The sequence below is a fragment of the Streptomyces geranii genome (assembly GCF_002954775.1).
Taxonomy (GTDB): Bacteria; Actinomycetota; Actinomycetes; order Streptomycetales; family Streptomycetaceae; genus Streptomyces; species Streptomyces geranii.
This window is the reverse complement of sequence record NZ_PJME01000042.1, coordinates 50694-63763: the sequence shown is the minus strand read 5'-3', so window position 1 is coordinate 63763 and position 13070 is coordinate 50694. Positions and strand designations below refer to the sequence as shown.

General features: G+C 71.7%; 7 protein-coding genes. 4 read left to right on the top strand and 3 right to left on the bottom strand.

Annotated elements, in window-relative coordinates; all coding sequences use genetic code 11:
- Window positions 1–216: 216 nt before the first annotated feature.
- From CW359_RS34530 to CW359_RS34515, 4 genes are all read left to right on the top strand, one after another.
- Window positions 217–735, top strand: a complete 519-nt coding sequence (locus CW359_RS34530) for a hypothetical protein (protein WP_105974159.1) — start codon at window positions 217–219, stop codon at window positions 733–735.
- A 212-nt stretch (window positions 736–947) separates the two neighbouring features.
- Window positions 948–2408, top strand: a complete 1461-nt coding sequence (locus tag CW359_RS34525) for an aldehyde dehydrogenase family protein (protein ID WP_105974158.1) — start codon at window positions 948–950, stop codon at window positions 2406–2408.
- A gap of 97 nt (window positions 2409–2505) precedes the next feature.
- The gene (locus tag CW359_RS34520; RefSeq protein WP_105974157.1) at window positions 2506–4077 is read left to right on the top strand and encodes an APC family permease; all 1572 of its coding nucleotides are present in this window, start codon (window positions 2506–2508) and stop codon (window positions 4075–4077) included.
- A gap of 31 nt (window positions 4078–4108) precedes the next feature.
- Window positions 4109–5659, top strand: coding sequence for a GMC family oxidoreductase (locus CW359_RS34515; protein WP_105974184.1), 1551 nt, complete (start codon window positions 4109–4111; stop codon window positions 5657–5659).
- Between the two features lie 61 nt (window positions 5660–5720).
- Here the strand turns inward: CW359_RS34515 and CW359_RS34510 are convergent, their stop codons facing one another.
- The 3 genes from CW359_RS34510 to CW359_RS34500 all read right to left on the bottom strand — a co-directional run bounded on the left by CW359_RS34510 (window position 5721) and on the right by CW359_RS34500 (window position 13030).
- Window positions 5721–10418, bottom strand: a complete 4698-nt coding sequence (locus tag CW359_RS34510; protein ID WP_105974156.1) for a coiled-coil domain-containing protein — start codon at window positions 10416–10418, stop codon at window positions 5721–5723.
- Window positions 10419–10497: 79 nt separating this feature from the next.
- Complete coding sequence (locus CW359_RS34505) at window positions 10498–11385, bottom strand: hypothetical protein (RefSeq protein WP_105974155.1); 888 nt, start codon at window positions 11383–11385, stop codon at window positions 10498–10500.
- Window positions 11386–11503: 118 nt separating this feature from the next.
- Entirely contained in the window at window positions 11504–13030 is a 1527-nt protein-coding gene (locus tag CW359_RS34500) for a hypothetical protein (protein WP_105974154.1), read from the bottom strand.
- Window positions 13031–13070: the final 40 nt, after the last annotated feature.

The window sequence follows — 13070 nt, the reverse complement described above, 5'->3', positions numbered from 1 at the left end:
CAACTCGGCCGTTTGGCCGGAACTTTGCGTTTGACGGGAATCTTCGAGACACGTCGTTCGTCTTTGTACATGGGAGATGGGCGGCGGAACCGGTCAGCGCGGTCCGCAACCCGCTTCCGGGCGGCGTAGAAGAGTGCAAGCCGGGCAACCACTGGGGAGCCGGTGTCCACAGACACCGGGACGGGCGGTGTGCTGGGCGGTGGGGAGTGACACGTGATGGGCACGGCGGAACGACGCGAAGCGCTCGGGAACGACGTTGCGGCACCCTTGGCGGCGGTCGGCCGTCCGGCGGCGCCGGATGACGGCCTCGCGGCCGACGGGGGCACGAGGGCACAGCCGGCCTACCGGCAGCTGTGGGTGGAGGAGACCGCGCGCCGGCGCAGGCTGCCGGATCCGGTGCGTACGGCGGCCGTGTGGGCGGTGCTGATCATCGCCGTCACGCTGATCCAGGCGATGGTGGCCTTCCTGTGCACGCTGGCCGAGTCTTGGCTGGCCTTCCCGATGGTGATCAGCAGCGTGGCGAGCACGGTGGTGGCCACCTGGGCCGCGCTCGACGTATGGGTGACCCGCCAGGTCTGGAACCAGCGCAACGGCGTGGTGTCGACCCCGAGCAGCACGGCGCGCGCACTGCGCCGTGAGCGCCGCAAGGTCCGGCGGCAGGTCCGCGCGGCGGCCAGGACGCAGGAGCGGATACGCAGGCAGGGCGGCGGTTCCGGGCAGCTGTCGCACTCCTGAGGCCGCCGAGGCCCTTGTGGCCTCTGGTCGAGCCGCGTACGCCCGGCGGGTGCCACGGCATCGCGGTGGCGCGCGAACGGTGGTGTGCTGGTGCTGGACGAGCACCCCAGCCGACGTGTCGAAGATCACATTCGGCATGAATCCCTGTCGGCCGGGGAGGCGCACAGCCGCAAGGGCGCCTCCGTACGGCGCTGACCAGGAGGAACAAGAACATGCCCGAACTCTTCATCGGCGGTGCGTGGAGGTCCGCGCTCGACGAGCGCACCCGGGAGATCCGTTGTCCCGCCGACGGCTCACTGGTCGGTGTCGTCGACGAGGCGGGCGGCAAGGACACGGTGGAGGCCATCGCCGCCGCCCGCCGTGCCTTCGACGAGGGCCCCTGGCCGGGTACGCCGGCGAGCGAGCGCGGCGACCTCCTGCTGCGGGTCGCCGACCTGATGGTCCGCGACAAGGACGAGCTGGCCCGCGCGGAGTCCCTCGACACCGGGAAACGCCTGGTGGAGAGCGCGTACGACATCGATGACATCGTCAACTGTTTCCGCTACTTCGGCCGGCTCGTGGCGGGCGAGACCGGGCGGGTCATCGACACCGGCTCGCCGAGCGTGGACAGCCGGGTCGTGTACGAGCCGGTCGGCGTCTGCGCGCTCATCACCCCATGGAACTATCCGCTCCTCCAGACCGCGTGGAAGGTCGCCCCCGCGCTCGCGGCCGGCAACACCTTCGTCCTCAAGCCGAGCGAGCTGACCCCGCACACCGCGATCCACCTGATGCGGCTGCTCGACGAGGCCGGACTGCCCGCGGGCGTGGCCAACCTCGTCCTCGGCGCCGGTCCGGAGGCGGGCGCACCGCTCGGCGACCATCCGGACGTCGACCTCCTCTCCTTCACCGGCGGCCTCCTGACCGGCCGCCGTCTGATGGCCGCCGCGGCCGGGACGGTGAAGAAGGTCGCGCTCGAACTCGGCGGCAAGAACCCCAACATCGTGTTCGCCGACGCCGACTTCGACACGGCCGTCGACATGACGCTCACCGCCGTGTTCCTGCACTCCGGGCAGGTCTGCTCGGCCGGGGCCCGGCTGCTGGTCGAGGACTCGCTGCACGACAGGTTCGTCGACGAGGTCGTCCGGCGGGCCCAACTGATCAGGCTCGGCGGCCCGTTCGACGAACAGGCGCAGACCGGCCCGCTGATCTCCGAGGCCCACCGCGCGAAGGTCGAGGCGTACGTCGCACAGGGCCTGGCCGAGGGCGCGGTGCTGCGCTGCGGCGGGGCCCGCCCCGAGGGACTCGACGACGGCTTCTACTACCCGCCGACGGTGCTCGACGAGTGCGACGCCCGCATGACCGTCGTACAGGAGGAGTCGTTCGGTCCGGTGCTCACCGTGGAGCGGTTCACGGACGAGGCGGAGGCCGTGCGGCTCGCCAACGACACCGTGTACGGGCTCGCCGGCGGCGTCTTCACCACCGACGAGGCCAAGGCGCGGCGGGTCGCGGCCGGCCTCCGCATCGGCACGGTGTGGATCAACGACTACCACCCGTACGTCCCCCAGGCGGAGTGGGGCGGCTACAAGCAGTCCGGCTTCGGCCGCGAACTCGGGCCCGCCGGACTCGCCGAGTACCGCGAGGCCAAGCACATCTGGCGGAACACCGATCCCTCGCCGCAGGGCTGGTTCTCGTAACCCCCCTCGCCCGGCACGCACTTCACCCAGCACACCTGTTGTACATCGCTCCCGGTACGTCACCCTCCCCTCCCCCAGGCCCACCAGGAGTCCGCTCATGTCCGCAACCGAGAAACCCACAGGCCCAGGGCACACCGACGACGCCGAACTCGCCGAGTTCGGTTACAAGCCCGAACTCAAGCGCACCCTGGGCAACTTCCACACCTTCGCGGCCGGGATCAGCTACATCTCGATCCTGACCGGCACCTTCCAGCTGTTCTACTTCGGCTACGGCAGCGGCGGCCCCGCCTACTGGTGGTCGTGGCCGATGGTGTTCGTCGGCCAGTTCATGGTCGCCCTCTGCTTCGCGGAGCTGGCCGCCCGCTATCCCGTGGCCGGCTCGGTCTACAACTGGTCGAAGAAGATCGGCAATCCGCATCTGGGCTGGCTGGCCGGCTGGATGATGCTGATCGCCTCGATCGTGTCCATCGCAGCGGTGGCGCTCGCCTACCAGCTGACGCTGCCGCAGATCTCGCACGTCTTCCAGATCGTCGGGGACGGCACCGGCAAGTACGACGTGGCGACCAACGCGGTGATCCTGGCCGGGGTGTTGATCCTGTTCACCACCGTGGTGAACGCCTTCGGCGTCAAGCTGATGGCCACGATCAACACGGCGGGTGTCTTCATCGAGCTGGTCGCCACCGTCGTACTGATCGTCCTGTTCGCCGTGCACATCACACGCGGTCCGCAGGTGGTCATGGAGACGAACGGCACGGGCGCGGACCACAGCGCCGGCTACCTCGGCGCGTTCCTGGTGGCCTCGCTGGCGTCGGCGTACGTCATGTACGGCTTCGACACGGCCGCCTCGCTCGGCGAGGAGTCGGTGAACCCGTCCCGGAACGCGCCGCGCGCGATCATCCGGGCGATCGTCGCCTCCTTCGTCCTCGGCGGCCTGATTCTGCTGCTCGCCCTGATGAGCGTCTCCAGCCTGAAGGGCGAGAAGCTGTCCACGGACGGGCTGCAGTACATCGTGCTCGACGTCCTCGGGTCCACGGCCGGCAAGGCGATGCTGTGGTGCGTGCTGATCGCGGTCACCGTCTGCGCGCTCGCCGTCCACACGGCGGCGATCCGGCTGGCGTTCGCGATGGCCCGCGACAACAACCTGCCCGCGTCCTCGCTGCTCGCGAAGGTCAGCCCGCGCTTCCAGACGCCGGTGCTGCCCGCCGTGGTCATCGGTGTCCTGGCGCTGGGAATCCTGGTGGTCAACATCCGCCAGCCGCAGATCTTCACCGTCGTGACCAGCATCGGCATCATCATGATCTACCTCGCCTATCTGGGCGTGACCGCGCCCATGCTGGTGGCGCGGCTGCGCGGCAAGTGGCAGCCCGCCGGTGACGGCAAGTTCTCGCTGGGCCGCTGGGGCCTGCTCGTCAACATCGGCGCCGTCGTCTGGGGCGCCGCCATGACGACCAACCTGATCTGGCCGCGCGCCGAGGTCTACAACGCGACCGCCCCCTTCCACTGGTACCTCCAGTGGGGCGCGGTGCTGTTCGTCGCGATCATCGCGGGCGGCGGCTTCGCCTATTACTGGTTCATCCAGCGGCACCGGACAGGTGTGCTGGCCGGACACCGTCTTGAGGATCCCTCGGCCGGGTCGACCGGTCCCCTCTCCGCTCCGGCGGCCGACTGAAGGAGGTCAGTCACTCATGGACAACACCCCCATGGACACCGATGAGTTCGACTATGTCGTGGTCGGCGGCGGCACCGCGGGCAACGTGGTGGCCGCGCGGCTCTCGGAGGATCCGTCCGTCACGGTGTGCGTGCTGGAGGCGGGCCCGAGCGACGTCGGCGACGACGACGTCCTCAAGCTGGAGCGCTGGATGGGCCTGCTGGAGTCCGGCTACGACTGGGACTACCCGGTCGAACCGCAGTCCAGCGGCAACAGCTTCATGCGGCACGCCCGCGCGAAGGTGCTCGGCGGCTGCTCGTCCCACAACTCCTGCATCGCCTTCTGGGCCCCGGCCGAGGACCTCGACGACTGGGCGGCGGCGGGCTGTACGGGCTGGAGCGCGGCCGACCTCTTCCCGCTCTACCGGCGCCTGGAGACCAACGACGCCCCCGGCGACCACCACGGCCGCACCGGCCCGGTGAAGCTCCGTACGCTGAAGAGCGAGGACCCGTGCGGCAACGCCCTGCTGGAGGCGTGCGCACAGGCGGGCATCCCTACCACGCCCTTCAACTCCGGCACCACCGTGGTCCGCGGCGCCAACTGGTTCCAGATCAACTCCGACGAGGACAACATCCGTCAGTCGTCCTCCGTCGCCTATCTCCACCCGGTCATGGACAAGCGGCCGAACCTTGAGGTGCGTACGGGCGTTCGGGCGAAGCGGCTCGTGCTGGACGGGCGGCGGTGCGTGGGCGCCGAGTACCTCGACCCGGATCTCATCCACACCAGGACCGTACGGGCGCGCCGCGAGGTCGTCGTGTCGTGCGGGGCGATCGACACCCCGAAGCTGCTGATGCTGTCCGGCATCGGACCGGCCGAGCAGCTGCGCGAGGTGGGCGTCGAGGTGGTCGTGGACTCGGCGGGCGTCGGCGAGAACCTCCAGGACCACCCCGAGGGCGTCATCATGTGGGACGCCAGGCAGCCGATGACCACGACGTCCAGTCAGTGGTGGGAGGCGGGCATCTTCTACGACACCGAACCGGGCCTGGACCGGCCCGACCTGATGTTCCACTACGGCTCGGTGCCGTTCGACATGAACACCTCGCGCTGGGGCTATCCGACCTCGGAGAACGCGTTCTGCCTCACGCCCAACGTGACCCGCGCGAAGTCGCGCGGCACGGTGCGGCTGCGCACCCGCGACTACCGGGACAAGCCGATGGTCGATCCGCGGTACTTCACGCACGAGCACGACGCGCGCGTGATGACGTACGGGCTGAAACTGGCGCGTCGTATCGCCGCGCAGCCCGCGCTGAGCGGGTGGGCGGGGGCGGAGTTGGCGCCCGGGCCCGATGTCCGGACGGACTCGGAGCTGCTGGACTACATCCACAAGACCCACAACACCGTTTATCACCCTGCCTGCACGGTGAAGATGGGCGCGGATGACGATGCGTCGGCTCCGCTGGACGCGCGGTTGCGGGTCAAGGGGGTTGACGGGTTGCGGGTTGCTGACGGGTCTGTGATGCCGGAGTTGGTGTCCGTGAACCCGTGTATTACGACGATGATGATCGGGGAGAAATGTGCGGACCTTTTGAAGGGGGACGTCTAGGGGTGCGCGTGGGTGGGGAACTGCTGCGCCATCGTGGCTGGTCGCGCAGTTCCCCGCGCCCCTAGGGAGTTGCCCCTGAGGGGGCTGGCTGTGTTGTCGGGCGTTTGAACATGCGCGTCGCCGTGATCTCGCTGTGTACGGCGTCTCCCTCCCCCGCCTGGGCCTGTTGCGGCAGGCCCGGGCGGAGGTGTTCCTCGACGCTGATGTATTTGAGGCCCGCGCGTAGGTCGGCGTCGTTGCGGAGGCGGATGACCAGAGGGAACTCCGCCAGGGCGGTCGTGTCGAACAGGCCGGTGGTGTAGAGGAGTTGGACGCCGAGCGCGTCCGACACCGCTCGCTGGAGTTCCAGCAAGTAGGTCGCGTTGGCGCGGCCGATCGGATTGTCGAGGAAGAGCGTGCCCGCGTGGCGGTGCTTGTCGCGGCCCCGGTCGTTGCTGCGCAGGGCGGCCATCGTGCAGTACAGGGCGATGGCCGCGGTGAGCAGCTGGCCGCCCGAGAAGACGTCGCCCATCTGGCCGACGGGCACGCGCTCGGCGCGCAGTACGGCGTCGGGCTTGAGGATCTCGACGGCGATGCCCTTGGGCTGGAGGGCGGCGCCGACTCCCCTCAGGAGCAGGGACATGCCGTCCCGGCGCAGGTCGGAGTTCTTCTTGACGGCCGCCTTGGTCGCCTCGTCGATGACCTCGCCGAGCCGTTCGGTGAGCGTGGCCTGGTCGGGCTCCTCGAACCGGATGCGCAGGAACTCCTGCCCTGACCACTCGCCGAGCCCCTCGGGCAGCCGGGACAGCCGCTGCGCGGACCGCAGGGTGGCCAGCGCCGACTCCACGAGCCCGCGGAGCCGGTCCACGATCGAGTCCCGGTTCCGCTCCAGCTGCGCCAACTCGTCGGTCAGCACCCTCAGTCGGGGCGCGAAGGCGTCCGCCCACTTCTGCGCGTGCTCAGGCAGCGCGGACGCGGGCAGTTCGCGGATCTGCTGGCGGGCGGGGGTGCGTACGGCCTCGTACCGCGTGGAGTTGGCATGCCGTACGAGGATGTCGCTGGCCTCGCGCACGGCGCCCTCGGCGGCGGACAGGTCTGCGGCGCAGCCGCGCACGGAACGGCGGGCCTCGGCGGCCGAGTGGCGGGCCTCCTCGGGGCTGCCGGGGTAGGGCTCCTGCGCCTCCTGGTCCTCGTCTGAGGTGTGCTCGCGCAGCAGGTCGCGGAGCATGGCGGCGATCTCGTCGAACCCGCCCGCCGCGTCCTCGGCCGCCCGGTGGGAGTCGAGCAGTTCGGCGTGCGCCTCACGGGCCTGGGTCAACGCCTCGGTACGGGAGGCGAGTTCGCCGGTGGCGGTGCGCAGCAGGGTCTGGGCGTGCTCGGCGTCGCTCGGCACGAGTTCCTCGGCCAGCTCGGTGTGCGCCTCGCCGTCCTCGGGCGCGTGCCGCTCGGCCTCGCCGCGCAGCCGCCCGAGCTGCTCGCTGGCGGTGGACACCCGGGTCTCCAGGAGCTGCACCAGCTCCTCCGCGCGCGCGGAGGCGGCCTGCCGGGACGGCCCGTCGGACCCGTCGGGCGACAGAAGCATCTGTTCGGCGCGCGTACGCACCTTGTTGCTGAGCCGGTCCAGCTCCGCGCGCGCGGCGCTCTCGTCGCTCTCGGCCCGCGCCTGCTCGGCCCGCAGGTCGGCGCCGACGCCGACCTTCTCGTAGAGCTGGGAGGCGGCCCGGTAGGCCTCGCGGAGGGCGGGCAGCGACGACCTCGCGGCCTCCTCGTCGGCTTCCGGTACGTCGTCGGGGGCGCCCGCGATCTCCGCGCGCTCGGCGCGCAGGGCGCGGGCCGTGCGGCGTGCGTCGTCGGCCGCGCGCTGGGCGGCCCGCCGGTCCTCGTCGGCGGAGCGGGCACGCTCCAGACAGACCTGGGCGCGGGCCTCCGACTCGACGGCCTCGTCGGCCAGTTCACGCACCTTGACCTGCCAGCCGGCGCGTTCGCGCAGCCGGAACGCCAGTCCGGCGAGCGCGTCGGCCGCGCGCCGGGCCCGCTGGGCGGCTTCCTGGCGCTCGTCCCGGACGCGGGACGCCTCCCCGGCCACCTCGTCGGCCTCGGCCCGCACGGTCCGCGCCTCGGCCAGCTCGGCCTCGGCCTCCTCGGCGAAGGCACGCGCGTCGTGCGCGGCCTGGGCCAGTTCGACGAGCCGCCCGGCCGGACAGCCCGTACGCCAGGAGGCGAGCCGCGCGGCCAGCTCCCGGTCCTTCCCGAGCCGCGCCGCGAGGGTGCGGATCTCCTCCTCCCGCTCCCCCGCCCGGGCCCGCAGCGCCTGCCGCTCCTCGTCGGCGGCGTGCTCGTCGTGCATGGCCGGGTTCGGCGGTACGAGGAACACGTCGCCGTCGTCCGGTCCGGGGGCCGGGGTCGGCGCGAGCAGCGCGGCTGCCGTACCGACGGCCACGGCCGACCGGGGCAGCAGGGCGGCCTCGGAGAGGGCCTCGCGGGCACGCGCGTGCGTGCCGGGGTCGGTGATGATGACGCCGTCGACCAGCTCGGGCCGGGCGGCCAGCACGCGCGCGTGGTCGGCGGGGTCGACGGCCTGGGCGAGGTAGCGCCAGCCGGGCAGCGCGGGGATGCCGTGCTCGCCGAGGAACTCGACGGTGGCCAGGACGTCGGGGCCGGGCGGCAGGAGCCCGCCGTCACCGAGGGCGCCGAGAATCCGGGCGTCGTCGGCGGCGGTGGTACGCAGCTCGAAGAGCTGCCGCTCGGCGGAGGCGACGCCGTCGTCGAGCAGCTCACGGAGTTCGTCGGCGAAGCGGTCGAGTTCCTCGGGGGTCAGGTGACCTTCGTCGAGGGCCCCGGACGCACTCTTCCTGCCCGCACCGGTACCGCTGCCCTCGCCCGCGCTCCCGCCGTGCTGGTGCGGCAGCGCGGCCCGCTGCCGTGCACCACCCGCAGAGGGCAGGTTCAGCAGCTCGGCGAGCCGTTCCTCGGCCGCCAGGGCCTCGGCGGTGCGCTGCTCGGCGTCGTAGGCGCGCTCGGCCGCCGTGGCGGCGTCCGCGGCCCGCGCGGCCGTCAGCTCGGCGCGGGACTCGGCGGAGGCAGCCTCACGCGCGTGTTCGGAGGCCCGCCTGGAGGCCTCACGAGCGGTGTCCCAGGCCTCGACGGCCGACTTCTCGGCGTCGCTGGCGGCGAGCGCGGCCCGCGCGGGGTCCGCGTCGGGGGCGCTGTCGTCCAGCCAGCCCGCGCGCACCGCCTCAGCGGTCTCCTGTTCGACCTCGCTGAGCCGCTGCCGCAGGTGTCCGACCTCGCTGCGGGCGCGCTGTGCCTCGGTGGCGGCGCCGGTCGAGTCCCGGTGGGCGGCCTCGCCGATCTCCTGGAGGGCGGCGGACCGCTCCTCCTCCTCGTTGGCGAGCGCCTCCGCGCCCTCCGCCGCCGAGTGCAGGGCCCGTACGAGGTCCACGGCGGCCTTGGCGCGGGCGGCGAGCGCCGGGGCCGCGTCCAGCTCCGCCTCGCGGATCGCGACGGCCACGCGCGCGGAGCGGTCGGCGGCGGCCCGGTGCCGCAGGAAGACCTCGGCGGCCTGCCAGGCGGATTGCATGGTGCGCGCGTCGGCGAGTTCGCGCTTCTGCGCGGCTGCGGTCTTCTCGGCCGCCGCGAGGGCCAGCGAGGCGTGCCGGAAGGCGAGTTCGGCGGCGATCAGTGCGCTGCGCTCCCGCCCGCCCTCGGAGTGCGTGACCGCGTACGCGGCGGCGGTGACCCGCTGGGCGAGGTCGCCGGCCCGGACGCGCTCCTGGACGCCCCGCGCGGACAGCCGCCGGGCGAGTGTGCGCGTACGCCGTTCGGCGCCCGCGTGGATGTCCCGCGCGCGGGACCGCGTTTCCGCCGCCTCGACGATCCGTCCGAGCAGGTCGACGGACCCGGCGGTGAAGTCCCGTTCGGCAATCAGTTCGGACCGTCGGCCCAGCTTGTTGCCGAAGCCGCCGACCAGGTCGGCGAGCCCGTCCGTGTCCCGCGTGTCGGTGACCGCTCGGAGCAGCAGGTCGGTGAAGTCGGAGTCCTTCTTGACCGCGAAGAGTCCTGCGGCCTCGCCCTCGTCGGCGTTCATCTCCCGCTGGTAGCGGAAGAGTTCGGGGTCGAGGCCCAGCTCCCCGAGGTGCTCGATCCAGCGGTCGTGGATCTCCTCCCAGTGCACTTCGAGATGCGGATACGCCTTGCCCGCGTCGGTGATCGCGTCCCGGAAGCCCTTCATCGTCCGGCGCCGCCCCTGGGCCCCGGAGGCGCCCTCCACCGGCGGCCGTACGGCGGTGGACTCGGCGACGGGAAGGTTGTCGAGGCTCAGCCCCGGGCCCGGCCGGAACGAGTACCAGGCCTCGGCGAACTTCCGCGGATCGTTGGAGACCTGCCGCCCCCGCCACTCACTCGCCTTGCCGACCACCACCAGCTCACCGGTGAGCACGTGCTGCCACTCCAGGACCACATGTCCGCAGTCGTCGGCGAGCAGGAACTTCCGCAGCACACCGGAGCTGGCACCACCGAGGGTGTTGCGGTGCCCGGGCAGCATCACGGAGAAGATCAGCTTCAGGAGTACGGACTTTCCGCCGCCGTTCTCCAGGAAGAGCACGCCCGCGGGCGCGGGCCGACGCGGCGGTCCGACGGGCTCGTCCGCGAAGAACTCCGCCTGGGTGGGCGCGGGGTCGGGCACCGGCTGGCCGACACCCCGCAGGTCAAGCACGGTGTCGGCGTAGCGCGCACCGGCAGGACCGATGGAGTAGAGGCGGACCCGGGACAGCTCGTACATGGCGGACTCTCGTAGTCGTAAGGGAGTAGTCGGGTTGGGGTGGGTCGGGTTGGCGGTGGGTCGGGCGTCGGGGCGGCGGTCAGGAGTGGTGGAAGGGCAGTCCGGCGTCGGCCACCAGCTCCAGGTCGTCGCTGTCCTCGGCGGGCAGCAGCGTCGGCGTGCCGTCGGTGACCGGTACGACGCCCAGCTCCAGCAGTTCGGCCATGGCGGCGTTCCCGGCCATGTCCCGCACCTGCAACTGATAACGGGCGGTCGTCCGATACGTACCGCCGTTTTCGTCACCGGTCCGCTGGAGGAAGCCGGAGTCGGTGAGGAAGACGACGGCCTTGCCGACGATGCCGGTCGTCGAACTGGCCGGTCTGCGCGCGTCCTTGGTGGCCCCGGTCGCGCTGCGTCTCATCCAGATCCGCCAGGCCGCCTCAAGCCCCGGAGCGTCGCTCACCGGGTCGGTGTTCTCCCCCTGCTCCTCGGCCCGCTCCTCCAGCCGCCGACAGGCCTGCCGGACGAAGGCCTCGACGCCGTTGACGGTGACGCGCCCGATGTACCCGTCGTCCGCGAGATCCTCGGGTCGCGGAAACGCCATGGCGGCGACGGCGAGATGGGCGAGCCCGTGCAGGAACCGGTCGGAGCCGTCGGCGGACGTACGACGCGCGTAGTCGCCCATCCGCACGGCGAACACGGAGTCCTCGGCGGCGGTGACGGCCATCCCCGCGCGCGGGGACACCTCCAGCACGACCAGCCCGAGCCCGGCGGCAACAGCGTCGGCGAGCCGCGCGAACGCCGGATCCTCGCGATACCGCCGCAACAACTCGGCGTACTCCTGATCCCGAGCGGCCTGCAACTTGGGCTGAAGCCCAAAGGCAACCAGCCGCGCCGCGTCGGCGGCATCGCCGGGAGTGATGACGGCAGCGGCGGCAGCCGGCGCGGCAACAGCCTCCGGCTCACTCCGGTCGACCGACTCGTTCACGGGTGAGACTCCTTACGGTTCATGCTGACGGGGGCGCAGGCAGGTTTGCCTTTAGGGGCGCGGGGAACTGCGCGACCAGCCACAACGGATCCGCGGCCAACCAACAACCTCAGCCCCATCACGCCGCCTCAGAACGGCCCGCAGCCATCCCCACCGCGTCCAGCAAGGCCATCCCCACAATCAGATCGGCCCCACCGAACTCCGGATCGTCCAACTCCGTCCCGTCGTCGACAGCGAACAACAACTTCTCCTCCCCCTGCCGATAAGCGGTCCCCACCGGCGGACTGGCCGCGTGAACGGCCAACAACGCCACCAGATAAGGAAGCTCCGCATCCCGGAGCCGCGCCTCCGCCAGCAACCCAGACAACCGCCGGGGCGCGTCCGCGGGCAGATCCAGCAACTCCATCGCGGACGCCAACTGCTCCTCGCTGAACCGGCTGTCGTCAGGCCTGGCGATCAGATCCGGCTCCGGCATCTCCGCACCCAGATGCTCCCGCTCCAGCGGCGGGGTCAGCAGTATGTCGACGAGGTCCCCGACCCGGACCGACACCGGCGTCCGAAGCCCCGTCCCGCGCGCGAAGAACGCGTCCGTGACCCGCACCGCCCGCTCAAGGGGCAACGGCAGGACAGGGGCGACCAGATGGCCGTACAGGTCTATCCCCGAGGACGTCATCGGCGTCGCGAAGGCCTGCCGGTCCTGTTCCGCGCGGAACAGGGGGCCCGCCTCCAGGAGGCGGGACTGGAGCTGGGTGTGCCGCCGGATGCAGTCCTTGACGATGTCGACGAGTTCGGCCGCGCGCCGCTTCTGCTCGGCGTCCTCGGACTCGTCCCGGGCCTTGCGGATGTTGGTCAGGATCGCGTTCTCGTGGCGGTACCGGTCGGCGACGTGGTCGAGCGCCTCGGCGATCATGTCGGGGACGGTCTGGAGCCAGTCCACCGCGCGGACGTTCCGCCGGGTCGCGTCCAGTGCCCGGCGCAGGACCTCCGAGTACTGCACGGTGCGGTAGCGGGCCTGCTCGGCGGCGAGTTGGGCGTCGGCCAGTCGCCCCCGGCTGATGAGCACCTCCAGCTTGACCTCGGCGGCGATCTGGGCGCTGGTGACGTCGGTGTCGAGGGCGCCGACGAGCACGTTGACCGCTTCGTCCGTCGTACGGAGGTAGACGCTTCCGCCGTATCCGGGGACCTCTTCGATCAGCTTGAAGTCGTAGTCACGGCGTACATAGGTGCCGTCCGGTGCGAACGTGCCGTACACGGCCCGGAAGCCGCGGTCGACGCTGCCGACGTTGATCAGGTTCTCCAGGACCCAGCGGGCCACGCGCTCGTGCTCGGTGACGGGGCGCTGCGGGGCCTGGGCGGCGATGCGCGGGATGAGGCGGGCGACGATCTGGTCGTGGTCGGCGCCGGTGTCGAAGTCCATGTTCAGGGTGACCAGGTCGATGGCCGCGAGGGCCACCTCCGCCATGCCGTACACCGAGTACTCGCCCGCGAGGTTCGCCTTGCGCGCGTCCAGGTCGTGGAGCGGTGCGGTGCAGGCGAGCGCGCGCAGGCGACGCGCCAGTCCCTCGTCGGCGGCCGGGCCCGGAGCGGGGCGCGGCCCCGCGCTGAGCTGGGGCGGAACGCTGTCCGTCGATGCAGGCGAAGTCACGCTGCACAGACTAGGTCCTCGGTCTGACAACGACCCAAAC

Excerpts from the sequence above, each read along its gene's own strand:
- CW359_RS34530 (WP_105974159.1), top strand. The coding sequence starts at position 217 with ATGGGCACGGCGGAACGACGCGAAGCGCTCGGGAACGACGTTGCGGCA.
- CW359_RS34525 (WP_105974158.1), top strand. The coding sequence starts at position 948 with ATGCCCGAACTCTTCATCGGCGGTGCGTGGAGGTCCGCGCTCGACGAG.
- CW359_RS34520 (WP_105974157.1), top strand. The coding sequence starts at position 2,506 with ATGTCCGCAACCGAGAAACCCACAGGCCCAGGGCACACCGACGACGCC.
- CW359_RS34515 (WP_105974184.1), top strand. The coding sequence starts at position 4,109 with ATGGACACCGATGAGTTCGACTATGTCGTGGTCGGCGGCGGCACCGCG.
- CW359_RS34510 (WP_105974156.1), bottom strand. The coding sequence starts at position 10,418 with ATGTACGAGCTGTCCCGGGTCCGCCTCTACTCCATCGGTCCTGCCGGT.